General features: G+C 37.5%; 25 protein-coding genes. 17 read left to right on the top strand and 8 right to left on the bottom strand.

Annotation, left to right across the window (positions count from 1 at the left end; translation table 11 throughout):
- Positions 1 to 15: 15 nt before the first annotated feature.
- From N0B48_RS13535 to clpB, 8 genes are all read right to left on the bottom strand, one after another.
- A complete protein-coding gene (locus tag N0B48_RS13535) occupies positions 16 to 1032 on the bottom strand; it encodes a zinc metalloprotease (RefSeq protein WP_259839317.1) in 1017 nt (338 codons plus the stop codon).
- 233 nt (positions 1033 to 1265) lie between these two features.
- Positions 1266 to 1907 (bottom strand): response regulator transcription factor, encoded by a 642-nt coding sequence (locus N0B48_RS13530; protein ID WP_259839316.1) that lies wholly within the window; start codon positions 1905 to 1907, stop codon positions 1266 to 1268.
- Complete coding sequence (locus tag N0B48_RS13525) at positions 1904 to 2689, bottom strand: sensor histidine kinase (RefSeq protein ID WP_259839315.1); 786 nt, start codon at positions 2687 to 2689, stop codon at positions 1904 to 1906. Before N0B48_RS13525 ends, N0B48_RS13530 begins: the two co-directional genes overlap by 4 nt.
- Complete coding sequence (locus N0B48_RS13520; protein WP_259839314.1) at positions 2668 to 3318, bottom strand: hypothetical protein; 651 nt, start codon at positions 3316 to 3318, stop codon at positions 2668 to 2670. Before N0B48_RS13520 ends, N0B48_RS13525 begins: the two co-directional genes overlap by 22 nt.
- A 26-nt stretch (positions 3319 to 3344) precedes the next feature.
- Positions 3345 to 3896, bottom strand: coding sequence for a hypothetical protein (locus N0B48_RS13515; protein WP_259839313.1), 552 nt, complete (start codon positions 3894 to 3896; stop codon positions 3345 to 3347).
- Positions 3897 to 4073: 177 nt separating this feature from the next.
- Positions 4074 to 5075: a zinc metalloprotease gene (locus tag N0B48_RS13510; RefSeq protein WP_259839312.1), complete on the bottom strand. Its 1002-nt coding sequence runs from the start codon at positions 5073 to 5075 to the stop codon at positions 4074 to 4076.
- A gap of 269 nt (positions 5076 to 5344) precedes the next feature.
- On the bottom strand, positions 5345 to 5497 hold the full coding sequence (locus N0B48_RS13505; RefSeq protein ID WP_259839311.1) for a hypothetical protein: 153 nt from the start codon (positions 5495 to 5497) through the stop codon (positions 5345 to 5347).
- Positions 5498 to 5840: 343 nt separating this feature from the next.
- Entirely contained in the window at positions 5841 to 8435 is a 2595-nt protein-coding gene (gene clpB / locus N0B48_RS13500) for an ATP-dependent chaperone ClpB (RefSeq protein ID WP_259839310.1), read from the bottom strand.
- Positions 8436 to 8905: 470 nt separating this feature from the next.
- Here clpB and N0B48_RS13495 point away from each other — a divergent pair, with 470 nt between their 5' ends.
- The 17 genes from N0B48_RS13495 (at position 8906) to N0B48_RS13415 (ending at position 24965) form a co-directional block, all read left to right on the top strand.
- Positions 8906 to 9484, top strand: a complete 579-nt coding sequence (locus N0B48_RS13495; protein ID WP_259839309.1) for a TetR/AcrR family transcriptional regulator — start codon at positions 8906 to 8908, stop codon at positions 9482 to 9484.
- 331 nt (positions 9485 to 9815) lie between these two features.
- Entirely contained in the window at positions 9816 to 11132 is a 1317-nt protein-coding gene (locus N0B48_RS13490; RefSeq protein WP_259839308.1) for a phenylacetate--CoA ligase family protein, read from the top strand.
- Positions 11132 to 12217, top strand: coding sequence for a 2Fe-2S iron-sulfur cluster-binding protein (locus N0B48_RS13485; RefSeq protein WP_259839307.1), 1086 nt, complete (start codon positions 11132 to 11134; stop codon positions 12215 to 12217). Before N0B48_RS13490 ends, N0B48_RS13485 begins: the two co-directional genes overlap by 1 nt.
- 83 nt (positions 12218 to 12300) lie before the next feature.
- Positions 12301 to 13239: a 1,2-phenylacetyl-CoA epoxidase subunit PaaA gene (gene paaA, locus N0B48_RS13480; protein ID WP_259839306.1), complete on the top strand. Its 939-nt coding sequence runs from the start codon at positions 12301 to 12303 to the stop codon at positions 13237 to 13239.
- Positions 13240 to 13357: 118 nt separating this feature from the next.
- The gene (gene paaB, locus N0B48_RS13475) at positions 13358 to 13639 is read left to right on the top strand and encodes a 1,2-phenylacetyl-CoA epoxidase subunit PaaB (protein WP_034725794.1); all 282 of its coding nucleotides are present in this window, start codon (positions 13358 to 13360) and stop codon (positions 13637 to 13639) included.
- A 30-nt stretch (positions 13640 to 13669) separates the two neighbouring features.
- The gene (gene paaC / locus N0B48_RS13470; protein WP_259839305.1) at positions 13670 to 14458 is read left to right on the top strand and encodes a 1,2-phenylacetyl-CoA epoxidase subunit PaaC; all 789 of its coding nucleotides are present in this window, start codon (positions 13670 to 13672) and stop codon (positions 14456 to 14458) included.
- 43 nt (positions 14459 to 14501) lie between these two features.
- Positions 14502 to 14966, top strand: a complete 465-nt coding sequence (paaD, locus tag N0B48_RS13465; protein WP_259839304.1) for a 1,2-phenylacetyl-CoA epoxidase subunit PaaD — start codon at positions 14502 to 14504, stop codon at positions 14964 to 14966.
- A gap of 146 nt (positions 14967 to 15112) precedes the next feature.
- Positions 15113 to 16948, top strand: coding sequence for a hypothetical protein (locus N0B48_RS13460; RefSeq protein ID WP_259839303.1), 1836 nt, complete (start codon positions 15113 to 15115; stop codon positions 16946 to 16948).
- A gap of 318 nt (positions 16949 to 17266) precedes the next feature.
- On the top strand, positions 17267 to 18067 hold the full coding sequence (locus N0B48_RS13455; RefSeq protein ID WP_259839302.1) for an enoyl-CoA hydratase/isomerase family protein: 801 nt from the start codon (positions 17267 to 17269) through the stop codon (positions 18065 to 18067).
- 84 nt (positions 18068 to 18151) lie between these two features.
- On the top strand, positions 18152 to 19285 hold the full coding sequence (locus N0B48_RS13450) for a 3-hydroxyacyl-CoA dehydrogenase NAD-binding domain-containing protein (RefSeq protein WP_259839301.1): 1134 nt from the start codon (positions 18152 to 18154) through the stop codon (positions 19283 to 19285).
- A gap of 150 nt (positions 19286 to 19435) precedes the next feature.
- Positions 19436 to 19849 (top strand): PaaI family thioesterase, encoded by a 414-nt coding sequence (locus N0B48_RS13445; protein WP_259839300.1) that lies wholly within the window; start codon positions 19436 to 19438, stop codon positions 19847 to 19849.
- 84 nt (positions 19850 to 19933) lie between these two features.
- Positions 19934 to 21139, top strand: coding sequence for a 3-oxoadipyl-CoA thiolase (gene pcaF / locus N0B48_RS13440; RefSeq protein ID WP_259839299.1), 1206 nt, complete (start codon positions 19934 to 19936; stop codon positions 21137 to 21139).
- A 132-nt stretch (positions 21140 to 21271) separates the two neighbouring features.
- Positions 21272 to 21865: an acyltransferase gene (locus tag N0B48_RS13435; protein WP_034725774.1), complete on the top strand. Its 594-nt coding sequence runs from the start codon at positions 21272 to 21274 to the stop codon at positions 21863 to 21865.
- 41 nt (positions 21866 to 21906) lie between these two features.
- Positions 21907 to 22749 (top strand): alpha/beta hydrolase, encoded by an 843-nt coding sequence (locus tag N0B48_RS13430; protein WP_259839298.1) that lies wholly within the window; start codon positions 21907 to 21909, stop codon positions 22747 to 22749.
- 18 nt (positions 22750 to 22767) lie between these two features.
- On the top strand, positions 22768 to 24093 hold the full coding sequence (locus N0B48_RS13425) for a DUF6624 domain-containing protein (RefSeq protein WP_259839297.1): 1326 nt from the start codon (positions 22768 to 22770) through the stop codon (positions 24091 to 24093).
- Complete coding sequence (locus N0B48_RS13420) at positions 24094 to 24363, top strand: hypothetical protein (protein ID WP_259839296.1); 270 nt, start codon at positions 24094 to 24096, stop codon at positions 24361 to 24363. It abuts the gene before it with no gap.
- Between the two features lie 23 nt (positions 24364 to 24386).
- Positions 24387 to 24965: a transposase gene (locus N0B48_RS13415; protein ID WP_259839295.1), complete on the top strand. Its 579-nt coding sequence runs from the start codon at positions 24387 to 24389 to the stop codon at positions 24963 to 24965.
- Positions 24966 to 24997 lie beyond the last annotated feature (32 nt).

The raw sequence follows: 24997 nt of genomic DNA, 5'->3' as shown, positions 1-24997 counted from the left end.
AAATTAATTAATATGTTATCTTAATCCGGCTCTTGGACCATTTGTTGCTACTACAGCCCGCATTCTTGTTTTTTGGTTGGCAGAGAACATGCACATAGCTCTGTCATCTACGTAATCCATATAATTCATAAACATTTGAGAGCGGTTTATCCCTCCGCAAACTGCATATAGAGGATAGCTTGGTTCATCAAAGTTAGGGCCGGGAGAAGCGGGAGTGTCAGCAGAGAAGTCTGTCTCACAGCCATTGTCGGATGATCCCCAAAGGTGAGGAAGATTTAAATAGTGGCCTACTTCATGGGTAGCGGTTCTTCCTAAATTATAAGGAAAGGTAGCGCCTGTTTTCCCTACATAACGGTAGTCTAAAACAACCCCGTCATCCTCTAATCCTGCATCCTCCGGATAGTAAGCATATCCCAGTGTTCCGGGCTTATTCTTGTTGTCCAGAATAGAATTCACGACCCAGATATTCAGATTTTTGGTAGTATCTGTAGCGTCGATTCCTCCATTAGCTGAGTATTTCATTTCATCCACTGTAGATTTCCATGCTGTCTTTGAACTTTGTTTGCGGTTGATTTTTACTAATTTAAAGCTTATTTTTACATTGCCGGCAGCGGCAGGTTGGAATTCTGTAGGGATGTCGCCGATATCAGAATTAGTAGCACTGTAATCTGCATTCAATACAGCGATTTGTTCTGCGATTCTTGCATCAGAAATATTCTGGGCAGTCGTATTATAGATAACATTGAAGATAACCGGGATTTCAACCGTTCCGTCTGCGAGTACTTTACCCATTGCTAGGTCTCTTGAAAATTTTTCAGTCTGTAATTCATTTGCTTCAAATTTAGCCCTTAATGCCGGATTATTTTTAAGTCTTTCCTGTCTGATCAGATCAGAAGGACAGCTTCTTTTCAAAGCGGTAGTACCGGATGGTATACCCGGATCTTGGGATAGGTCTTCCTGGTTAGCAATGTTGTCGCTGTTGCAGGCAGACATGAAGCTGAGTAATAGAGCTCCAAAGAGTAAATTTTTCATAATATATTGTTATGGTTTGCGTTCCAAAATTATATTATAAAAAAATATGATGCAAAAAAAACCAGCCGGTTATCGGTTAACTGTTAATTATTGATTACGATTAGTGAATATAATGTATGTTTTTACTGTTTTTGTTAAATTTTAATTATTTACTTTTTTATCGTTTACGTTGATTCAAATAATTAAATAAAATATTCTAATTAATTGATATTTTTAATTACAGTCTCTTTTTGTTAACCTGCAAAACCGTTTTTAATAGCAAATACAGCCAATCCTACACGCGTTTTCAAATCTAATTTATCACAAAGCTGGTCACGGTAGCTTTCTACTGTTCTCGGACTGCAGCACATTCTGTCTGCAATTTCCTTATAACTCAATTCTGTGACGGTGTATTTCAGGAATTCTCTTTCACGGTCTGAGATTCTTATGGCGTTTTCCGTTTCCTTGTCCTTGTTAAGGTTGGAGAAAATGATTTTTGAGGCCCATTCAGGATAGAAAAAACCGTCTGAATTCAATTTTGTTAAGGCCGTTTCCAGGTCTTTGGGATGGGTGTTTTTCAGCAGATATCCTTTTGCTCCGTTTTTAATCATCTTGATCACGCTGTTGTCGTCGCCCTGCATGCTCAGTGCCATTACTTTGATGTCCGGATGATTCTTAGTCAGCCATGCAGCGGTTTCAAAGCCATCCATGATCGGCATACTGATATCCAGCAGAATGATATCCGGGATTTTGCCGTTATTTTCAAATTTTTCAATCAGATCTTTCCCGTTTTCACATACGTAGATCACTTCAAAATCACTGAAATTTCCAATGATTCCTTCTAATGCTTTAGCGATAAGAACGTGGTCGTCAACAATCACTATTGTTTTTTTCATGGCTGTTTTTTTAAAATAATATTGAGGGTGGTTCCGGTATTTTCCTTGCTTTCCAGACTGTAGTCGGCACCTATGATTGCCGCTCTGTTTTTCATATTGGTCAGGCCAATACCGTTGGATTTTATTTTCGTGCTGTCGAATCCTATGCCGTCATCTTTAAGGTTGAGTTCCCAAAGAATGTCGTCCGAAGTATTCAGATTGATGAAGATATTTTTACAGTGCGCATGTTTGATGCTGTTCTGAATAAACTCCTGTGTAATCCTGAGCAGGACATTTTTGTGGACAAATCCGAGGTCGAGCTGCTTAAAATTATGTTCAAAAGTGACATGGCATCTCTTAAATGTATTGGTATTGTCTACCTCTTCCTGGATCAAAGTTACAATTTCCTTTTGGTTGATGTTGTCATCTGTCAGTGTTTTTGAAAGGCTTCTCAAATCCTGCAGAGACTGGTTGATAATCTGCGAAACCTGATCGATTCTTTCGCTTACCTCAGGAACCCGGTTTTCGTAGAGGAGCTGTTGGGTATAAAGGCTTACCAATGTCAGTTTCTGGCCGATATTATCGTGAAGTTCACGCCCGATCTGCTGCATCGTTGCCTGCTGAATTTCAAGCTGGGTAGCCAGAATTTCACGCTTGTGAATTTCATTTTTTACTTCAATTTCATTCATATACTCTCTCTTCCTCTGCTTGTACTTTCTGATGTATACCATGACGGCAGCTACAAACAGCACAAAGAAGATGTTGAATAGAATGATGGTTATTATGAGCTCCGTTTTCCCCATATGAATGAAATTGAGAATAAAAGATACATTGTAATTCCGGTGATCAGAAAATAATTGAAGTACATATCCCACAATTCTTTATACTTAGCCAGAAGACTGAAAAATGTCCAGAAAGGCAGAGTTCCGATATAAAATAAAGTTACCCCTAAATTAATATAAAACATTTTATTTCTGCTGAAGTTTAAAATTTCAGTTGAATTAATCTGTTTGTAGTACTCCATGATCACCAGTATCATGAGCATAAGGCATCCAAATGTATAGTTGAAAGAGAAAATAATCTTTTTCGTGGTAAAGAATATTTCACTGGGCAAAAATGATAATAAATACAGTCCTGATAAGGTATAGAAAAGTTTAGGCCTTTCCAATGATTTGGCGGCATAGAGCCAGTAAAAGAAAAGAAACTCAACAGGAATGACAAAATAATTGAAAAACTTGGGCTTATCATACTCTATCAGATGATGGCCCCATTTTCCCATTACTTCACACAAAAACATAAGAATAAGATAAAAAGAAAAATACTTCCAATATCTGTCCGTATTACCACGGTTATAGTAAATAATGGATATTAAGGCAGCAAGTCCTTCTATCCATATTAGGGATTCCTGAAGTATCTTCTGAAAATCAGTCATGTTTCTTATCGGGTGAAAATATATTATTAATTAGGAAACTGTTCAACTTTTGTATCGTGTGGCGGAGATAATGTCCCGTGATTTTCTGCAATAGTATCTGGTGGAAATGTATCGTCATCACCGTCACCTTTTGATGCCATAGCGAGAGATCTTCCACTATTTAAAGGGCAAAAGTCGTAGTCAAGCATTTCACCGTTTTCATCTGCCTTTTTCAGGGTAGGGATCATGACCAGGGTGTGTCTCTCTGCATATTCTCTTTCTACCGGATGGTTTTCCATAATGCCCCAGTCTTCCGCTTTTGGATAGGCTGCATAGTAAAATCTAATGCCCAGATCAGTTTCAGAAACATCAGGATTCACTTTGGCTGCCTCATTTTCTATGCACGCAATAAATTTTTTCAACTTAGGAAGGTCAAACCATATGGCGTGGGAGTCGGTGATTCCCAATTCTTTATTTACGGCCTGCATCTGGTTGTCTCTGTAGTTGGAAATCAATTTCTGTACAAGCTCTGAAGCAATGGTGTTTGTTCCAGAAACGGCTTCAAGGGTTCCGTCCTCTAAAGTAGGTTTTGTTTTCATAACGTTAGTTTTATAAAAGAATGTTAGTTAGTAGTGCAAATTTCGTAATTTTTTATGTTAAGTAGTATGTGTTTTTTCCCCTTAATTTTCCGTGTTTTTACGGATTGCAAATTAGACTATAAAACCATAAAGTCCCCAAATAATTTGAGGACCTTATGGTTTGTATGGTTGTTATCTTTATAATAATCTCAATCCGGCTCTTGGACCGTTAGCAGAGACGGCAGCCTGCATTCTGTCGTTTTGTTTTTTTGTGAACATGAATAAGGTCGTTTCATCAGAATAATCCATATAGTTCATGAACATGGTAGAACGGGATACTCCGCCGCATGTTTCCATTTTAGGATAAGAAGGCACGCCTCTGTGGTTGGTGATCTGTTGTGGAGTATCGTCTACAAGGTCATTTCCACAGTTAGCATCACCCCAGATATGTCTAAGGTTAAGGTAGTGTCCTACTTCATGTACCGTTACTCTTCCTTTATTGTGAGTGGCTACCGGTCCGCCTTCACCTACATATTCGTCCATCATGACAACTCCGTCATTCCAAAGACCTGCAGATTCGGGGAAAGTAGCATATCCAAGTACATATCCGGTTTGGTATGGCATGTAGTTTACGACCCAGATGTTCAGGTATTTAGCAGGATCTGTAGCATTGATTCCTCCTGTTGAGGTTTTTTTCATATTATCATTAGGAGCCCAGTTGGAAGTAGTTGTAGATTTTCTGTTGATCTGAGCCAGTCTGAATTTGATCTTCGTATCTCCGGCATTCACAGGCTGAAATGCAGCCGGAATATTAGAAACATTAGCATGAGTTGAAGCAAAAGCTTTGTTCAGTACGTCGATCTGAGAATTGATTCTTGCATCAGATACATTATTCGTTGAATTGGTGTATAAAACATTGAAAATTACCGGGATTTCTACGCTGCCGTCAGGAAGTACTTTGCCTATTTTCTTTTGCTCAATATAATCTGCGGTGTTATTTTCGATCTGAAGCATACGCTGTGCTGCATCAGGGTTCTCTGAAAGGAATTTTTGTCTTACTAAGTCCGAGCCGCAAATCGCTGCTGATTTGTCTGCCATGGCAGGTTGGTCCGGGGTTGTGTTTTCCGAGCCTAGATTCTCGGATTCGTTGTTACACGATACGAAAAGAGTAATCAATACTCCTAATACTGCTTTTTTCATAATATAAATGGTTTGTGGTTTAAATGTATCACAAATGTATGAAAAATATGTATTGATTGATTATTATGTGGTATTTTAACGTTATTTATTGTTAAATCAATATTTTTATGAGATTTAAATTATTCGTTAAAATATTTGTTTTATTGAAATATTTTAACCATTATATTAATATATAAAATTGATAGACTATATCTTTGAAATTCCTCGAAAAATAATAATTGATGTTAAAAGCAAAAAAAAACCGGAGAAAAAATCTCCGGCCTGTGTGATTAGATGCAAGGATATCTTTTTGGATCCCTGCAGATATTTCCGTTCGAACAGCAGAGTCCAATCGGGCAGTTCATATCAATGTCGCATTCTGTAATGATCGCCGTACCACTACCGTTGATTTTCTTTAAATCATTTCTCTTTAACTTTTTCATACGATGATTTTTTAGGTTAATCAATAAGGCCAGGACGACATTCAAGCTGTCCGCAATTAATGTTGATCTGTGAACAACGTTCCGTTGCACAAGTTCCGCTGGTGGAGCCATCGGGGTACGTAAATATGTTACATCGACAGTCAATTTTTCCTCCCAAAATGGTTTTTAGTGAGCTTCTTTTTAGCTTTTTCATGCTGATTTTGTTTTAGTTATTAATTTGTTTGGTTCTATAAATATACAAATATATCACTGCCTTTTGATAAAATTTGGAATAAAAAAATAAGTGATGCAGATTGGGCTGCACCACTTACTTACAAAAATAATATATATGAAAAAAACTACTTTATTGATCTGCCGGTCTGAAAACCAAACCGGTTTCTTCGAAATAATCTAAAGTGATTCTGTCACCGTCATTTACTGTTCCTGCAAGAATCTCTCGGGATAATTTATTTAAAACTTCCTGTTGGATCACTCTTTTCAGAGGTCTCGCTCCGAACGAAGGATCATATCCTTTATTCATCAGATAATCTACCGCATCCTGAGTGGCCGTCATGATAATGTTTCGTTTAGCAAGCATATTATTAAAGCCTCTCAACTGAAACTGAACAATTTTTCCGATCTCTTTTTTACTTAAAGGCTGGAATAATACCACTTCATCAATTCTGTTCAGGAATTCCGGACGTAGTGTTTGTTTCAACAGATCAAAAACTTCATCCTTGGTTTTGCTGACGATCTGATCCTGGTTTTCCTCGGTGATGTCCTCAAAATTTTCCTGAATCAGGTGCGAACCTAAATTGGAAGTCATAATGATGATTGAATTTTTAAAATTCACCACACGTCCTTTATTATCTGTCAGACGTCCGTCATCCAATACCTGAAGTAAGGTGTTGAAAACATCCGGATGCGCTTTTTCAATTTCATCCAGAAGAACCACAGAATAAGGTCTTCTTCTTACCGCTTCCGTCAGCTGCCCACCTTCATCATAACCCACATATCCCGGAGGAGCACCTACCAGTCTGGAAACACTGTGTCTTTCCTGATATTCACTCATATCGATTCGGGTCATATTATTCTCATCATCAAACAGATATTCTGCCAGGGCTTTAGCAAGCTCCGTTTTACCGACACCCGTTGTTCCTAAGAATAAGAAAGATCCGATGGGTTTTTTATCATCACTTAATCCGGCTCTGTTTCTTCTGATCGCATCTGCAACCGCTCCGATGGCTTCATCCTGTCCCACGACACGGTGGTGGAGTTCACCTTCCAGGTTCAGTAACTTCTCTCTTTCGGACTGGATAAGCTTGGTAACAGGAATTCCTGTCCATTTCGCAATCACTTCAGAGATGTTTTCAGAAGTTACTTCTTCTTTAATTAATTCATTCTGATGGTTTTGCATCTCCAGTTCGAGTTTCTGCAAAGCATCTTCTTTTTCTTTTATTTTTCCGTACTGAATTTCTGCAACTTTAGCATAATCGCCTGCTCTTGAGGCTTTTTCTGCTTCCAGTTTTAAAGATTCAATATCTTTTTTAATCTGTGTTAAATCCTCAGATTTTTGTTTTTCCTTCAGCCACTTGGCATTGATCTCATTTCTTTCTTCTGAAATTTTTGAGATATCCTCTTTCAAGTGATCAATTTTGGTTTGGTTGCCTTCTCTTGAGATAGCTGCTAATTCAATTTCCAGCTGCATCAGTTTTCTGTCCAACACATCCAGTTCTTCCGGTTTGGAATTGATCTCCATTCTCAACTTCGCTGAAGCTTCGTCAATAAGGTCAATCGCTTTATCCGGTAAAAAACGGTCTGAAATATATCTCTGAGACATTTCCACCGCAGCAATGATCGCTTCATCTTTGATCCTTACTTTATGGTGAGCCTCATATTTATCTTTTATTCCACGAAGAATAGAAATGGCTGATTCCGTATCCGGTTCTTCCACCATCACTTTCTGGAAACGTCTTTCCAGTGCTTTATCTTTTTCAAAATACTTTTGGTATTCGTTTAAAGTAGTGGCACCGATTGCTCTTAATTCTCCTCTTGCTAAAGCAGGTTTCAGGATATTGGCTGCATCCATGGCTCCTTCACCTCCTCCGGCTCCTACCAGAGTGTGGATCTCATCAATGAAAAGAATAATCTGGCCTTCAGACTTGATCACCTCATTCACCACGGATTTCAAACGCTCTTCAAATTCACCTTTATATTTGGCTCCGGCAATAAGGGCACCCATATCCAGTGAGTACAACGTTTTGTCCATCAGGTTTTCAGGAATATCTCCGGAAATAATTCGGTGGGCAATACCTTCAGCAATGGCTGTTTTACCTACACCCGGTTCCCCGATAAGAATCGGATTGTTTTTTGTTCTTCTTGAAAGGATCTGAAGCACTCTTCTGATTTCTTCATCACGCCCGATCACCGGATCCAGTTTTCCTTCCGCTGCTAATTCATTAAAGTTTTTAGCATATTTATTTAAGGACTGATATGTTTCTTCTGAACTTGCAGAAGTAGCTTTGCTTCCTTTTCTTAATTCTTTAATGGCACCTTCCAGAAGACTTTTAGTCACACCCATATCCTTAAGCATTTTAGATACTTCAGAACCGGTTTCCAGTAACGTCAGCCATAAATGTTCAATCGTTACATATTCGTCGCCCATTTTCTTGGCAACATTCGGAGCATCCAGCAATACTTTGTTCGCTGATTGGGAGAGGTAAATATTCCCTCCCTCAACTTTTGGAAGCTTTTCAATATTCTCACGGTTGCGCTCTCTGACCAATGTAGCATCTGCTTCAGATTTTTTTAATAAGAAAGACGATATATTTTCATCTACCTGAAAGATCCCTTCAAGTATATGTTGTGGTTCTATACTTTGATTGCCGAATTCCAGAGCAGTTTGCTGTGCCGCCTGGATGGCTTCCTGTGATTTTACAGTATATTGGTTTAAGTTCATATTTTTTATGTTTTTTGTAATAATTTGTTGTTGGTTGAGCTTTAAAAAGACATCAAGAAACTGAATTTTGAGGCCCGGTTTCTTAATGCCATCAGTTATTTAATCATTTAATCGATTAGCTTACCGCAAAAACTGTTCAATTATTAAATTTACAAAAAAAATGGACAAAATTTCCGGATTGTTTATTTTTAACGATAAATTAACTTGACAAAATTTCCGATTCCTTTACATTTGCTTTGAAATAATGGAAAAACCGTCAGGTTCCTGAAAAACATAAAATGGAAAGAAGTGGAAACTTCTGCATTTAACGACTACTTTATATAAACTTAACCTGAAATTCCCCTCCGCCGAAGGAATGGTAAATCAAAGATTTGACGGGGTGGTTTAGCAAAACTCCCGCTTCTGTGTTTAAAATCATGGTGTTAAATTAATTTTTTTAACCTCAGAATAATTACTTTTGCATTTTACAGATGGAACTTAAAGAAAAACAAAGGAAAATTTTAGACGTAGCCGTAGAACTTTTCAAAGAGAAGGGTTATATGGGCAGCTCGGTAAGAGACCTGGCCACAAAGCTTAATATCAAAGCTGCGTCGCTGTATGCTCACATCCGTTCGAAGGAAGAAATTCTGGAATGGATCTGCTTTGGCATTGCGCAGGAATTTTTTGATGAACTCCAGGAAGTAAAAAATACAGATGTTGCTCCAAAAGATAAGCTCAATTTATTTTTAGACAAACACCTGTCGGTCGTTCTCCAAAACCGGGACGTTACCCATATTTATTCCAATGAATGGAGGCATCTTGAAGAAAGGCTTCCCGAATTCATAGCACTGAGGAAGAACTATCAGGATGAGGTAGAACAGTTAATTTCTGAGATCTTCCAAGCAGAAAGCTGGGAACTAAAATCACCGACCTTTACAACAAGATTTATTCTTCATACCCTTAATAATTCCTATTTCTGGTTCAAAAGAAATACGGAATCTACCTCCGAAATTACCGATGAAATAAGGGCTAAGCTTCTATACGGACTACTAGGAAATCAAAAGCAATAATTTTTACCACAAAAGGCACAAAAGTTTTTGGGCACAAAGTTTACACTTTAATCGTGAAAAAATAATCTTCCGGCAGAATTTTGACATTCAAGCCTAAAAAATACCTTTGATATTTGCTTAATTTTCCTTCACTCCTTAAAAAATCTTAATGTTTCAAATAAAGGAGCCTTCTCATTTAACCTAATAATTTGTACTGTTTAAAGCGGAAATAACTCATTGTCTCACTATTCAGTTATTTAGAATCATTCAAAATATGACGAAAATCATAAAAATTTTGTCAGCATTGAAATTCTTTTTAAATTTACACCTAACAAATGTTAGTTAGTAGGATATGGATTTTGCAGTTGAATATTTAAAACTCGACCAGTTGAGACAGCTTCAGTCTGACCGGTTGACAGATTTGGTCGGCTATCTTGAAGAGAGATCAGAATTTTATAGAGGGAAATTTAATGAATCAGGAATATCTCCACAGGATATAAGGACCATTGAAGATATCACGAAACTTCCGATTACTTACAAACAGGACCTGAGGGATCATTATCCATTTGGACTTTTTACCGTTCCGAAAAATGAGCTGCAGAGAATTCACTGTTCCAGCGGAACTACAGGAAAACCTACAGTAGTGGGCTACACAAAAGAAGATGTGGATCTTTTTAGTGAAGTAGTCGCCAGATCATTATATGCAGCAGGAGCGAGACCAGGAATGCAGTTACACAATGCCTACGGATACGGAATTTTTACCGGAGGATTAGGCCTTCATTACGGAGCGGAAAAATTAGGAATGAGCGTTCTTCCGATTTCAGGAGGAATGACCGCCAGACAGGTAGATCTGATTTTAGATTTTAAACCTGAAGTAATCTGCTGCTCGCCGTCTTATGCATTAACGATTGCTGATGAATTTACAAAAAGAGGAGTTTCTGCAGACGAGATCAGTCTGAAATACGCTGTTTTAGGTTCAGAGCCATGGACAGAAATTATCAGAAGTCACATTGAAGAAAGACTGGGCCTTCATGCCACCAATATTTATGGATTAAGCGAGATCATCGGTCCCGGAGTATCCATGGAGGATTTTGAAGAGAAGGGAGGTTCTTACATTTGGGAAGACCATTTTTATCCTGAAATATTGGATCCGCTGACGAAACAGCCGGTTCCGTTTGGAGAAGAAGGCGTTTTGGTGATTACGACTTTAACGAAAAAAGCAATGCCGCTTTTAAGATATTGGACGAATGACATCACAAGTCTTTACTATGATGAGAATGCGAAGAGAACTATGGTGAAAATGAGACCCATCAAAGGAAGAGCAGACGATATGCTGATCGTAAGAGGGGTCAACGTATATCCAAGTCAGATCGAAGAAGCATTTTCACACGTAAAAGGAGTGGTTCCAAACTATTATCTTACGCCGGTTGAAAAAGAGCAGATGTGTGTAGCATTGGATATCGACGTAGAAATTGATGATGAATTAGTGAAAGCTCAAAAAATAGATGCTGATACCGATGATTATTTTAATTTTGTCGGCAACTTTGGAAAAAACATAGAAAACGAAATAAAAAAGAGGGTAGGAATTACCACGAAAGTAAAAATTCATGCCCAGGACAGCCTGCCCAAGTGCGAAGGCGGAAAAATTAATAGAATACTTAAAAAATAATGAATTCATTTTATAAACTTAAAACGGTAAGGGTTCAGAAAGATACTCCTGATGCGGTAAACGTGGCAGTAGAAGTTCCTGAGGAGCTGAAGGATAAATTCAGATTCAAGCAGGGACAGTATCTTAATTTCCGTATGATGATCAAGGGGAACGAAGAAAGACGTTCTTATTCTATCTGCAACGCCCCGAGCGAAAAAAGCAATACACTGGAAGTTCTGGTAAAGCTTTTGGAAGGCGGAAAGGTTTCAGGATATTTCAATGAGCATCTTCATATGGATGAGCTGCTGGAAGTAATGCCTCCGATGGGTGGTTTCAATACTTCTTATCACCCTACCAATGCGAAAACCTATGTAGGTTTGGCAGCGGGCAGCGGTATCAGCCCTGTTTTATCGAATATTAAGGAAAGTCTTTACCAGGAGCCGAATAGCTGCGCTTATCTTTTCTACAGCAACAGAAGCATGAATCATGTGATGAAAAGAGCTGAGATCGATAAATTGGTAGAGCACTTCAATGGCAGACTGAAAGTTATTTATCTGGTAAGCCGTGAAAAGCATGAAGATCCTGTATTCGAAGGAAGAATTTCTGCTGAAAAACTGGAGCAGTTATTTGAAAGATATGCAGATATTGATGTAAAGGACGCCACTTATTTTATTTGTGGACCTGCAGAAATGATCAAAGGGATCGCAGATTATTTAAAGAAAGATAAAAAAGTACCTGCCATTCAGGTTTTATTTGAATATTTCACTGCTCCTGACGAAGAGAATTCCGAGGAAATGAGTGATGAATTTAAAGCCATTGCCAATTTGGAAAGTATGGTAACGGTGATCATTGATGATGATGAATATTCTTTCCACCTGAATTCTAAAAAAGAGAGTATCTTAGATAAAGCATTAAAAGACAATCTTCCGGTACCTTTCGCATGTAAGGGAGGAGTTTGTTGTACGTGTAAAGCGCAGGTTTTGGAAGGAGAAGTTTTCATGGAGAAGAATTTCGCGCTTACCGAAGATGAAGTAGCCAGAGGCTATGTTCTGACGTGTCAATGTCACCCGACAACGAATGTGGTGATGCTTAATTATGATGTGTAAAAATTAATGTAACAATCTGATAATTTACCAGTGTCACAATCATTGGTACATTGTTAAACTGATACATTGCTAAATTGAAAATTATGGATTTAGAAAAATTTGTTCAATACGTTCACGACGAGAATAAAGTAGAACCAAAAGATGTAATGCCCGATGATTACAGAAAATTATTGGTTCGTCAGATTTCACAGCACGCACATTCTGAAATTGTCGGAATGCTGCCGGAAGCCAACTGGGTTTCAAGAGCACCTTCATTGAGAAGAAAAATGGCTCTTTTAGCTAAAGTTCAGGATGAAGCAGGTCACGGTTTATACCTGTATTCTGCCACCGAAACTTTAGGAAACGGAACCATCAGAGCGGACAGAGATGCCACTTACGAAGATATGTTGGAAGGAAAAGCGAAATACTCAAGTATTTTCAACTATCCTACATTGAGCTGGGCAGATATCGGTGCGATCGGTTGGTTGGTAGATGGTGCAGCCATTATGAACCAGGTGATGCTGATGGGGAATTCTTACGGTCCTTATTCAAGAGCGATGGTGAAAATCTGTAAAGAAGAATCTTTCCACCAAAGACAGGGCTACGAAATTTTGATGGCACTTTGCCGTGGAACGAAACAGCAGAAAGAAATGGCTCAGGCTTCACTAAACCGTTTCTGGTGGCCGGCTTTAATGATGTTTGGCCCGAATGACGACAGCTCGCCTAACTCTAAAATCTCCATGAATTACAGAGTAAAAAGAGAAAGTAACGACAGTCTTCGTCAGAGATTTATCGACGTTACCGTTTCTCAGGCTGAATTTTTGGGATTAACCATGCCGGATAAAGATCTGAAATGGAACGAAGAAAGACAGCACTACGATTTCGGAGAACTTCCTTGGGATGAATTTATGGAGATCTTAAAAGGAAACGGACCTTGTAATAAGAAAAGATTACAGACCAAAGTAAAAGCGCAGCAGGAAAACCTTTGGGTAAAAGAAGCGGCGATAGCTTTTGCAGAGAAACAACAAAAAGAAGTAATATAATAATGTAACAATATACCAATGTAAAAATGTAACAATCAATGGGGCATTCTGAGCTAAGCAAGGAATCTTTAATTGGTAAACTGTTACACTGATACATTGTTAAATTTAGAATTTGACTATGGCAAATTTAGATATGTGGGAAGTGTTTATTCAGACTAAACCGGGATTATCTCACAAACACGCAGGAATAGTACAGGCGCCAACAGCAGAGATGGCTTTGCAGAACGCAAGAGACGTTTACACCAGAAGAAAAGAAGGAACTTCCGTTTGGGTAGTTCCAAGTAAATATATCGTGACCTCAGAAGGAGTAGACAAGGAAGCTTTCTTTGATCCGGCAGATGACAAACTATACCGTCACCCGACATTCTACGATATTCCTAATGATGTAAAAAACATGTAAAACAGCTGATGGCTGTTAGCTTCTTGCAATTTGCCAGAAGCTAGACGCCAAAAGCCAAAAGCTAAAAAAATGAATTCATTATATAATTATTTATTAAAGTTTGCTGATGACAGCTTCATTATGGGACAAAGACTGTCTGCATGGTGCGGTGAAGGTCCTTATTTAGAGGAAGATATTGCATTGACAAACATTGCATTGGACGAACTTGGCCAGGCCAATAACTTTTATGTGTATGCATCAAGAGTTGCTGATAACGGTAAAAGTGAAGACGATTTAGCCTTCTTAAGATACGAGCACGAATATGTCAACGCACATTGGGTTGAACTTCCGAATGAAGATTATGCACAGACCATTCTTAAAGTATATGTATTCTCTGTATATCAGAAACTGATGTACGAGGCATTGTCAAATTCTGCGGATGAAGAGCTTTCTGCATTGGCTCAGAAATCATTAAAAGAAGTGAGATATCATTACACGCATGCTGCTTCATGGATGAAAATTTTCGCTCAGGGAACAGAAGAAAGCCGTGAACGTTTAGTAAAATCACTTGACAATATCTGGGAATATTCAAAAGGTTTATTTGCAAAAGTGGAAGGAGAAGATGATTTAATTGCTTTAAATATCGCTCCGGATGGAGATGAATTATACAAAGAATTCTTAGCCATCACACAAAAAGATTTTGCAGAATATGGATTGGAATATCCGGCAAATCCATTCATGCAGCCTAAATCAAGAACAGGATACCACACAGAATACTTCGGATTTATTCTTTGCGAACTTCAGTATATGCAGAGAGCTTACCCGGGCTGTACGTGGTAGGAATTGTTATATTGATACACTGCTAAATTGTTAGATTAAAATTTTGAATAATTTATTAAATATACTATCCCAGGTTCCCGATCCCGAAATTCCGGTGATCAATGTTGTGGAATTAGGTATTGTAAGAGAGGCAAAAGTGACTGGCGAGAATACTTGCGAAGTGACAATCACCCCAACTTACTCTGCCTGTCCTGCCATGTTCACCATTGAGGAAGATATTATTAAATTGATGAAGGAAAACGGCTGGGATGCGAAAGTGGTAACCAAAATGTTTCCAATATGGACGACGGACTGGTTAACGGATGAAGCGAGAGAAAAACTTCGTATTTACGGAATCACACCTCCTGAAAAAGGAGCAGACGAACATCACATCGGGAAACCGAAAAAATGTCCGCGTTGTGGCTCTATGAACTCAAAACAGATCAGTAGATTCGGATCTACCTTGTGTAAAGCCTCTTATCAATGCGTAGACTGTCTGGAGCCGTTTGATTATTTTAAATGTCATTAAGTGTTAAAATGTCATTTTTAAAATAAATGATTTCATTAGGTAAGTAATAAATGATACGACGAGTTTTGTCGTTAGCAGCCCTTAGTTTTGCTTCAGTATCATTTTTTAATGATCTTATTTACAATAATCAACACAAAACATTTATTATGACAAATTGCAACAGCCAGAAATTTCCATCGACATGTGAGGAATCCACTATTATTAAAACATTTCACAATACCGGAGAAGTTATCCGTTATCAGGAAATACCCCCAATTAGTGTAAGTCTACTTGATGATGTTGTTCTTAGAGAAGAAAATGGTAAACATTATAAAGCTATTTATACAGAGAATACTATTAATATTGAATGGTACAGATGTAATAAAAGATATACTAATGATGAGGAAATTATTTTAGCCGCTGTTAAGATGGCTGCCTATTTAGGAGCAACACTGAGATTCGATGCAAGAGAATATATTGTAAACAGGCAGCTGACGTTTCAGAACCTTTCCTGTTTCAAACTTTTAGGGGATAAACAGCATACAATAATTAAATCGAATAGTAATACCCGTTTTCCTGGATATTATTTTAGTTTTAATTCATGTGCTAATTTTATAATAGATGGAATTAGGTTTGATCAAAATAAAAGAAATATAACAGAAACTTATTCTGTAAGTGATTACCCGAATGATTATAATGGAGGAATATTTATAACTCTTTGTAGCAATCTTGAAATTTGTAATAGTTACTTTTATGATCTATACACAAGAGCTATTACAATCTATGACTGCAGAGGAGAGGGAGATGTTATCAAGGTTAATAATAATTATTTTGAAAGTGGAGTTCAGAATCAAAAGTACAGAATGGAGCATTTGGTTTTTGGACAAAGCCAATCGGTCAATTTTATTATAGAGAATAATATATTTAAAAATGAGCCGCCAAGAGATGGAAAGGGTAATCCACTATTGCCCGATCCGGCAAAAATGCCTTCAGGTATTGGAGGACATGACTGTGGTTATTGGGGATCTGTCCTTGTAAATAATAATGTTTTTGAATATTGCGGGAGAAATAATGATGGGGAACATAGGCTTTTCGCAATAGATTTTTACGATAACGTGAATAATTTTATCATATCTAATAATATTTTCAGAAATACAACCTGGGGTGCTATCAGATTTGATGGAACAAAAAAAAATGCGACTATTAGTGATAACTATATCCATCAGTTGATAACAAATGACAGTGGTATTATTAATGCATCTGCAAGAGTAGTAAAAGATCCCTATGAAAATTCCTTCAAAAATATTTCTATATGTAATAATATCATTGAAGGAGTCATTGGAAACAGTTACGGTATAGGCTTACAATCGCAGGAAGATAGTGTTGTGGCGGAGAATATTAATATATTGAGTAATACTTTTAGCCACTTAAGAACTGCAGTTAATATTGGCGGAAGTATTATGGGAATGAATATATCGAATAATAATGCTTCAGATATGTCCGGTCCGGTTTTAGAGTATTATGCTTATTCAACAACAATTACAGTTGTCAACAGTACTACAGTAATAAAGACACCAAGACTTACCGCGCCACTTGGGAATATATTAATTAGTAATAATAATTTCAAAGCCAGTACTCAAGGGAATGAATTTGTAGGTATTTCTATTATAAGTTATACACCACAATCCGCAGAAGAATTTAAAATAGTCAATGATTTGACCAAGAGATTTGTAATTTCAAATAATTTAATCTTCGGAAATGGAAATAATTATGGAATAGTTACTGATATAACCACTCCTTCTATTCCCTTTGGGAGATCTTTGGATGGAAAAGTCACAATATCTGGTAATGAAATAAGTAATGTTAGAAGTGGACTTTATTTACGATGTGACAATAGTATTGCTAAGGATAATATATTATTCAACTGTAGTGTTTTTCCTATTGAAGAAGATTTTGTTACAAACATTAAATTTCAGAATTATTATAATAATAGCCCCATATAAGGAAGGGTATAAAAGAATTTTTTTTTAAATTATGCAAAACAATATGTTAAACATCCCATCCCAGCTTCCCGATCCCGAAATTCTCGTGATCAATATTATGGAATTGGGTATTTAATGTACTAATAAATCAATGTACCAGTTTAACAATGCCGCAAAATAATTGCTACACTGTTAAACTGTTACATTGTTATATTTATTTGAAGCATTGTTAATCTGTTAGATTGTTACATGATAGAGATTGCCACATTATTTTATATTGTTAAATTAGAGCAGTGTAATTTTTTAATTCTTTAATCATTTAATTTTAAATTTAAAACCATGTATACACAACTTGATATTGAAACGCATTTTGACGGAAAACTGAAAATTGCTTACCTCAATCAACCGGAAACCATGAATGCGCTTACCAAGCCATCTTTATCAGATCTGAAAGATTTCATTAAAGAATGCAGTGAAGATCCTACCGTAAGATGTGTGGCGATTTCGGGAAGAGGAAGAGCTTTCTGCTCCGGTCAGAATCTGGATGATGCTTTTGTACAGGGTAATGAGCACCATGATAACGATATCATCAGAAAAATTGTAGTGGATTACTACAATCCTCTGGTAACAGAAATCACGCGTTGCAAAAAACCTGTTGTGGCATTGGTAAACGGCCCTGCAGTAGGAGCAGGTGCAATGTTGGCATTGATCTGTGACTTTGTTTTGGCAGTAGATAAATCTTATTTTGCTCAGGCATTTTCAAATATCGGATTGATTCCTGATACAGGAGGAACTTATTTCCTTCCAAAATTATTGGGAAGACAGTTAGCCAATTATTTAGCATTTACAGGGAAAAGATTATCAGCGGAAGAATCTAAATCTTACGGTTTAGTGGCTGAAGTGTTCACTGAGGAAGAATTTGCTCCAAAATCTATGGAGATTCTTGAGAAAATGTCAAATATGCCGACTGCCGCGATTAGATTAACTAAGAAAGCTTTCGCTCAGTCTTATACCAATACCTTAAAAGAGCAATTGGAATTAGAAGGCGATCTACAACAGGAAGCTGCTGAAACAGAAGATTTCATCGAAGGTGTAAATGCATTTTTACAGAAAAGAAAACCTGATTATAAAGGAAAATAAATTATAGAAGCTAGAGATTAGAAGTTAGATATTAGTAAGTATGCGATCTAACTTCTAACTTCTAGTTTCTAATATCTATAAAAAATGAAAAATATCGGAATTATTGGGGCAGGAACCATGGGCGTAGGAATTGCTCAGGTGGCTGCAACGGCGGGATGCAAAGTCGTTTTATTCGATGCAAATGCTCCGCAGATTGATAAAGCATTATCAGGCTTAGAGAAAACACTTCAGAAATTAGTGGATAAAGCTAAAATTTCTCAGGAAAAAGCCACAGAAATCAGAACAAATATCGTTAAAGGTGAAGCTTTGCAGGATTTGAAAGACTCGGATCTGGTTATAGAAGCCATCATCGAAAACAAAGACATAAAAACCAAAGTATTTACAGAACTTGAAACCTATGTTTCCGACGACTGTATCATCGGTTCCAATACGTCATCCATTTCTATCACCTCTCTTGGTGCAGAATTAAAGAAGCCAGAACGTTTCATCGGAATTCACTTTTTCAATCCGGCACCATTGATGCCTTTGGTTGAGGTGATTCCTTCTTTATTAACAGAAAAATCATTACCGAAAAAAATCTATAACCTCATGAAAGAATGGGGAAAAATTCCTGTGATTGCTAAAGATATTCCCGGATTTATCGTCAACAGAATCGCCCGCCCTTACTATGGCGAAGGATTAAGGATTGTTGAAGAAAACATTGCAACTCCTGAACAGGTAGACGAAGCTATGAGAACACTGGGGAACTTTAAAATGGGACCATTTGAACTGATGGATTTAATCGGTGTCGACGTCAATTTTGCCGTAACCACAACCGTTTATAAAGACTACTTCTACGATCCGAAATACAAACCATCTCTGCTTCAGCAAAGAATGGCCGAAGCTAAACTTCACGGAAGAAAAACAGGAAAAGGTTTCTATGATTATGCAGAAGGTGCAGAAAAACCGGTTGCTGAGAAAAATGATGAATTGTATCAGCAGATCTTCTTAAGGATCATTTCAATGTTGATCAATGAAGCTGTGGAAGCCAAAAGATTAGGAATTGCCAACGATGAAGATATCGAGCTGGCCATGCAGAAAGGAGTTAATTATCCAAAAGGTTTACTAAGCTGGGGAAAAGAAATCGGGTATTCAAAAATCTCCGAAACCCTGCAAAATCTTTACGGAGAATATCAGGAAGAAAGATACAGACAAAGCCCTTTGCTACGCAAAATCTAACAAGATAAAAATGTAAGGGTGTAACAATATAAAAAAATATACCTGTTATCAATATCTAAATAATGAGTCCCAAAGGGACGATTTAACATAGAATCGGATATAATCCGATTTATATAAAAAAAAACAGGTTACATTGATAAATTAAAAAAAATGACGCCGAGACAAGTTGCAGATTATATGTTCGGTCAGGATTATTTTTCCCAATGGATGAATATCAAAATGATCGAAGTCAAAGAAAATTATTGTTTAATAGAAATGCCCATCAAAAAAGAAATGATTAATGGGCTAAAAACGGTTCACGGAGGAGTTACGTTTGCTTTTGCAGATTCTGCATTGGCATTTTCGTCCAACAATTCCGGAGAGGCAGCCGTTGCCCTGAACTGTATCATTAATTTTACCAAAGCCGGGAAAGAAGGTGATGTTTTCAGAGCAGAATGTATTCTGGTGAATGAGACCAGAAAAACAGCCGTTTACGACATCAAGATCACTAATCAAAACAATGAGCTGATCGCAAAATTCGTCGGAACAGTCTATAAAATCGGAAAAAAAGTAACTGAACTATAAACAAAATGTACCAATTTGAAAATGTACCAATCTACCAATCCAATTGTTACATTGTTAAACTGATACATTGTTAAATTAATAAAAATGAACAACGTATACATCATAGACTACGTCAGAACACCCATTTCAAAACTGCAGGGTGGATTATCAGAAGTAAGAGCTGATGATTTGGCGGCAGTCGTTATTAAAGAAGTTATGGCCAGAAATCCTGAAGTTCCTGCTGAGGAAATTGAGGATGTTATTTTCGGATGTGCTAATCAGGCGGGAGAAGATAACCGTAACGTGGCAAGAATGGCTCTTTTATTGGCTGGATTGCCTTACAAAATCGGTGGAGAAACGGTAAACAGACTTTGTGCTTCGGGAATGTCGGCGGTGGCTAATGCTTTTCGTTCGATTGCTTCCGGAGAGGGTGAAATTTATATCGCCGGTGGAGTAGAACAGATGACGCGTTCTCCTTACGTAATGTCTAAGCCGGGTGCTGCTTTCGGAAGAGACAGTCAGATGTTTGATACGACTTTCGGATGGCGTTTTGTTAACCCGAAGATGAAAGAATTGTACGGGGTTGACGGAATGGGAGATACTGCTGAAAACTTAGCCGATATGCATAATATCAGCAGAGAAGATCAGGATAAATTTGCCCTTTGGTCGCAGCAGAAAGCGACAAAAGCTCAGCAAAGCGGAAGACTGGCGGAAGAAATTGTAAAAGTTGAAATTCCTCAGAAAAAAGGCGATCCTAAAGTTTTTGATCAGGATGAATTCATCAAACCTACATCTTCTATGGAAGGTTTAGGAAAACTTCGTCCCGCTTTCAGAAAAGAAGGAACCGTAACTGCCGGAAATGCTTCAGGAATGAATGACGGAGCAGCAGCGCTTATCCTGGCCAGTGAAGAAGCCGTGAAAAAATATGGTTTAAAACCGAAAGCTAAAATCTTAGGATCTGCCGTAGCTGGTGTGGAACCTAGAATTATGGGAATCGGACCTGTAGAGGCCACTCAGAAATTATTAAAAAGATTAAATCTTTCTCTGGAAGATATGGATATTATTGAACTGAACGAAGCATTTGCAGCGCAGGCATTGGCCGTGACCAGAAGCTTAGGTTTGAAAGATGATGATTCAAGAGTAAATCCAAACGGAGGAGCTATTGCCATCGGTCACCCGCTGGGAGTTTCAGGAGCAAGAATCATTGGTTCTGCCGCTATTGAACTGGAGAAACAAAACAAGAAATATGCATTGTGTACCCTTTGTATCGGTGTCGGACAGGGCTATGCAATGGTTATTGAAAAAGTATAACTTTTTCAAAAATGTAACAATATAAAAATGTATCAATGTAACAATTCCTCCTATGCTGAGGTTGCCAAAGCATTTCAATTGGTAAACTGTTAGATTGATACATTGTTAAATTAAATTTTTAACAAAAATTTTATGAACATCTACTCATACCACGGTATCCGCCCCATCATCAAACCCTCTGCCTATATTCATCCGCAGGCGGTGATCATCGGGAATGTGGAAATCGGTGAAGAAGTATATATCGGACCCAATGCTGTGATCCGAGGCGACTGGGGGAAAATTATCATTAAAGACGGAGCCAATGTACAGGAAAACTGCACCCTGCATGTGTTCCCGAATATCGAAACCATTCTTGAGGAATCAGCCCATATCGGACATGGCGCGATTATCCATTCCGGACATATCGGTAAAAACTGCTTGGTAGGAATGAATTCCGTAGTGATGGATAAAGCTGTTATCGGTGATGAATGCATCATCGGAGCATTGGCTTTTGTTCCTGCTAACTTCACCTGCGGACCGCGAAAACTGATTGTAGGAAGCCCTGCGAAAATTATTCGCGATGTTTCCGACGAAATGATCCATTGGAAAACAGAAGGAACGAAGCTATACCAACAGCTGGCAAGAGAAGGAAAAGAGGCTATCCTGCCATGTGAACCGTTCTCAGAATATGTAGAACAGACCGCGACCAAAACTGTGGATTACAGCATCTGGGCGGATTTAAAATAAACTTTTAAACCTTATTCAAAACGATAAGGTTTTATGATACAATGAAAACGAATATGATCAAAAAGATGCTCATTACCTGTAGTATGTTGTTTGCTTTTCAATTCATGGTTTTAGCCCAGAATGAAAAAGTAAAACCGTTGACTATCGGAGAGGTCAGAACATTTAAATCTAAGATCTTAAATGAAGACAGAACTTTAAATATTTATCTGCCGCAAGGTTTTGATAAAACAAAATCATACCCGGTGATCTATCTGCTGGATGGCTCAATGAACGAAGACTTTATCCATGTTTCCGGATTAGTACAGTTCTTTAATCAAATGTATGCCATGCCTGAAACCATCGTAGTAGGAATTGCCAACATCGACAGAAAAAGGGACTTTACCTTTCATACAGACCTGAAAGATTTACAACAGGATTATCCTACGACAGGACATTCAGATAAATTTATTGAGTTTCTGGATAAAGAATTACTCCCTTACGTAGGAAGCCAGTATAAAACAACAGAAAAATATGTATTCGGTCAATCTCTTGGTGGACTTCTGGCAACAGAAATCTTGTTGAAAAAGCCGGAAATGTTCAATAATTATTTTATCATCAGCCCAAGTTTGTGGTGGGATGATCAGAGCTTATTGAAACAGGCTCCGCAGTTGCTTGCCAAAAGCCCGGATACGAAGAAATTTATTTACGTTTCTGTAGGAAAAGACGAACATCCTGTGATGGTAAAAGACGCAGGATCTCTTTATGATGTACTGAAACAGGCTGGTAAAAAGAACTGGACTGTAGAATATAAAATGATGGAAACAGATAATCACGCTACCATTCTTCACAGAAGTTTGTACGAAGGTCTGGTGAAATTATTCCCGTATAAAGAGCCTAAAAAGTAAACCATCAAAATACGAATCATGAGGTATTTATTTTTCGCCATTTTCTTTTCAGTTTTGATCAATGCTCAGAAAAAGCAGGATAAGAAAATTAATGTAAAGCTTAAAAATGAATTGGCTACGATTCAAAAAGATGATCAAATCTATCGTGAACTGATGCAGTCTGACGTTTCCCAGGAGCAAAAGGAAAAGGTCATGAAAGAAAAAAATCTTAGTAAGGAAGATATTACAGATAGATTATGGTCACTGATGGATGAGCAGGATAAAATCAATCTTAAAAAAGTTGAAAAAATTATTGCAGAATATGGCTATCCCGGGAAATCTCTGGTAGGAGAACCGGAAAATGAAACCACATGGTTTGTTATTCAGCACTCTCCAAAAATTAATCAATATATGCCCGTTATTAAAACGGCGGCTGATCATCAAGAAATTCCGTTCAGATTTTATGCTATGATGCTGGACAGACAGTTAATGAATGATGGAAAAGAGCAGATCTACGGAACTCAGGGGTTTTCTTCTAACGATGGAGAGAAAGAAAGTGATCCTATTATTTGGCCGATTAAAGATGTTAAAAATGTAAACAAGCTCAGAAAAGAAGCTGGTTTTGATGATACGGTAGAAAGCTATGCCAAGCGCCTCTACGGAAAGAGTTTTGTTTTTAAGAATTATACTTTAGATGAAGTTTCGAAGTTCGGAGAAGGCCAGAAAACTACAGAAAAACCGCTCAATCTTGAACTTAAGAAAGAGCTTGCACAAATTTATAAAGACGATCAGATCTACCGGGAGTTGACACAACACAACATTACCCCTGAAAGAAAGGCCGAGATCATAAAAGAGAAAAACCTCTCTACAGAAGATGTGAGTACAGGGCTTATCAAATTGATGGACGATCAGGATCAGAAGAATCTGGTTAAAGTTGAGAAGATTATTGAAAAATATGGCTATCCCGGAAAATCTATGGTGGGAGAACCTGAGAATTATGCCGTATGGTATGTTATCCAGCATTCCCCTAAAATTGAAAAATATCTTCCTCTGATTAAAAAAGCAGCCGATGAAAAAGAACTGCCGTTCAGACTCTATGCTATGATGATGGACAGAAAGCTGATGTACGAAAACAAAGAGCAAATCTATGGAACACAGATCCGTTCAATTTTTTCAACAAAAAACGGAAAAACGGAAACCCTGTCATTTGTGTGGCCGATAAAAGATCCGGAGGGTGTCAACGAACTGAGAAAGAATTCCGGATTTGGAAGGACTATCGAAGATTATGCTAAAGATGCAGGAGGATTCGAATATAAAAAATATACATTGAAAGAAGCTTTGGACCTTCTTCAGAAAAAGAAATAAATGATAGAGCGTCTAAAAAAACATTGGATTTTCCTGTTGATTGCCCTTATCGGAATCAATTATGCGGGGTTCTATCTATTGTGGGAATCAATGGGTATTTCCGATGCGCTTGAGCATGTAGAATCAGAACATGTGATCAGAAAGCTGAAACAGAAGGATTTTTTATATACCCTGTTTGTGGATGCAGTTCTGATCCTGGATTTTTCCCTTATTCTGCTGTTGCTGTTTATAGGAGGAAGGAAAATAGTACAACTCATTATTAAAAAATAAACTTTAGAATTAATAAAGAAGAAATGACCATCGCAGAGCATTTTGAGTCCGGATATATTTATCATATATACTCGCATGCCAACGGAAAAGATTTGCTATTTGTGGAAGATAGTAACTACCAGTATTTTCTGGACAGGTTATTAAAATATATTACTCCGATAGCAGAAATTTATGCTTATTGTTTAATGCCAAACCATTTTCATTTATTAATAAGATTTAAAGACTTAGCTGATGATAAAGTTGAAGATGAACATCAACATCTGATGAGACCATTCAGTAATTTTCTGAATAGTTATGCCAAAGCTTACAATAGAAGATATAATAGGAAAGGTGCTCTCTTTCTCGATTTCCTGAGACGGAAGAGAGTCGAGGATGAAAAATACCTGCTTAAACTGTTACACTATATTCATAATAATCCTGTACATCATGGTTTTGCCAGTCAGGCTGAAAAATGGAAATACTCTTCATATAATTCTTACACAAATGTAGAAAAGCCGAGCAGTATTCAAAGAAGAGAAATGTTGAAATACTTCGATTCAAAAGAGGACTTCCTTGGTTATCATAAATCTAATGTAGAATATGATTTTATGAATTTAGAATAAGCGATTCGTAAACCTTATAGGTTTCAAAAACC

Source organism: Chryseobacterium herbae (genome assembly GCF_025154075.1).
In the GTDB taxonomy this organism is placed as follows: Bacteria; Bacteroidota; Bacteroidia; order Flavobacteriales; family Weeksellaceae; genus Chryseobacterium; species Chryseobacterium herbae.
The sequence above is the reverse complement of the archived record's forward strand: the minus strand, read 5'-3'. Positions and strand labels throughout refer to the sequence as shown.

Bases quoted from the DNA above. Each gene is read 5' to 3' on its own strand.
- N0B48_RS13535 (WP_259839317.1), bottom strand. From the start codon at position 1,032: ATGAAAAATTTACTCTTTGGAGCTCTATTACTCAGCTTCATGTCTGCC.
- N0B48_RS13530 (WP_259839316.1), bottom strand. From the start codon at position 1,907: ATGAAAAAAACAATAGTGATTGTTGACGACCACGTTCTTATCGCTAAA.
- N0B48_RS13525 (WP_259839315.1), bottom strand. From the start codon at position 2,689: ATGGGGAAAACGGAGCTCATAATAACCATCATTCTATTCAACATCTTC.
- N0B48_RS13520 (WP_259839314.1), bottom strand. From the start codon at position 3,318: ATGACTGATTTTCAGAAGATACTTCAGGAATCCCTAATATGGATAGAA.
- N0B48_RS13515 (WP_259839313.1), bottom strand. From the start codon at position 3,896: ATGAAAACAAAACCTACTTTAGAGGACGGAACCCTTGAAGCCGTTTCT.
- N0B48_RS13510 (WP_259839312.1), bottom strand. From the start codon at position 5,075: ATGAAAAAAGCAGTATTAGGAGTATTGATTACTCTTTTCGTATCGTGT.
- N0B48_RS13505 (WP_259839311.1), bottom strand. From the start codon at position 5,497: ATGAAAAAGTTAAAGAGAAATGATTTAAAGAAAATCAACGGTAGTGGT.
- clpB (WP_259839310.1), bottom strand. From the start codon at position 8,435: ATGAACTTAAACCAATATACTGTAAAATCACAGGAAGCCATCCAGGCG.
- N0B48_RS13495 (WP_259839309.1), top strand. From the start codon at position 8,906: ATGGAACTTAAAGAAAAACAAAGGAAAATTTTAGACGTAGCCGTAGAA.
- N0B48_RS13490 (WP_259839308.1), top strand. From the start codon at position 9,816: ATGGATTTTGCAGTTGAATATTTAAAACTCGACCAGTTGAGACAGCTT.
- N0B48_RS13485 (WP_259839307.1), top strand. From the start codon at position 11,132: ATGAATTCATTTTATAAACTTAAAACGGTAAGGGTTCAGAAAGATACT.
- paaA (WP_259839306.1), top strand. From the start codon at position 12,301: ATGGATTTAGAAAAATTTGTTCAATACGTTCACGACGAGAATAAAGTA.
- paaB (WP_034725794.1), top strand. From the start codon at position 13,358: ATGGCAAATTTAGATATGTGGGAAGTGTTTATTCAGACTAAACCGGGA.
- N0B48_RS13460 (WP_259839303.1), top strand. From the start codon at position 15,113: ATGACAAATTGCAACAGCCAGAAATTTCCATCGACATGTGAGGAATCC.
- N0B48_RS13455 (WP_259839302.1), top strand. From the start codon at position 17,267: ATGTATACACAACTTGATATTGAAACGCATTTTGACGGAAAACTGAAA.
- N0B48_RS13450 (WP_259839301.1), top strand. From the start codon at position 18,152: ATGAAAAATATCGGAATTATTGGGGCAGGAACCATGGGCGTAGGAATT.
- N0B48_RS13445 (WP_259839300.1), top strand. From the start codon at position 19,436: ATGACGCCGAGACAAGTTGCAGATTATATGTTCGGTCAGGATTATTTT.
- pcaF (WP_259839299.1), top strand. From the start codon at position 19,934: ATGAACAACGTATACATCATAGACTACGTCAGAACACCCATTTCAAAA.
- N0B48_RS13435 (WP_034725774.1), top strand. From the start codon at position 21,272: ATGAACATCTACTCATACCACGGTATCCGCCCCATCATCAAACCCTCT.
- N0B48_RS13430 (WP_259839298.1), top strand. From the start codon at position 21,907: ATGAAAACGAATATGATCAAAAAGATGCTCATTACCTGTAGTATGTTG.
- N0B48_RS13425 (WP_259839297.1), top strand. From the start codon at position 22,768: ATGAGGTATTTATTTTTCGCCATTTTCTTTTCAGTTTTGATCAATGCT.
- N0B48_RS13420 (WP_259839296.1), top strand. From the start codon at position 24,094: ATGATAGAGCGTCTAAAAAAACATTGGATTTTCCTGTTGATTGCCCTT.
- N0B48_RS13415 (WP_259839295.1), top strand. From the start codon at position 24,387: ATGACCATCGCAGAGCATTTTGAGTCCGGATATATTTATCATATATAC.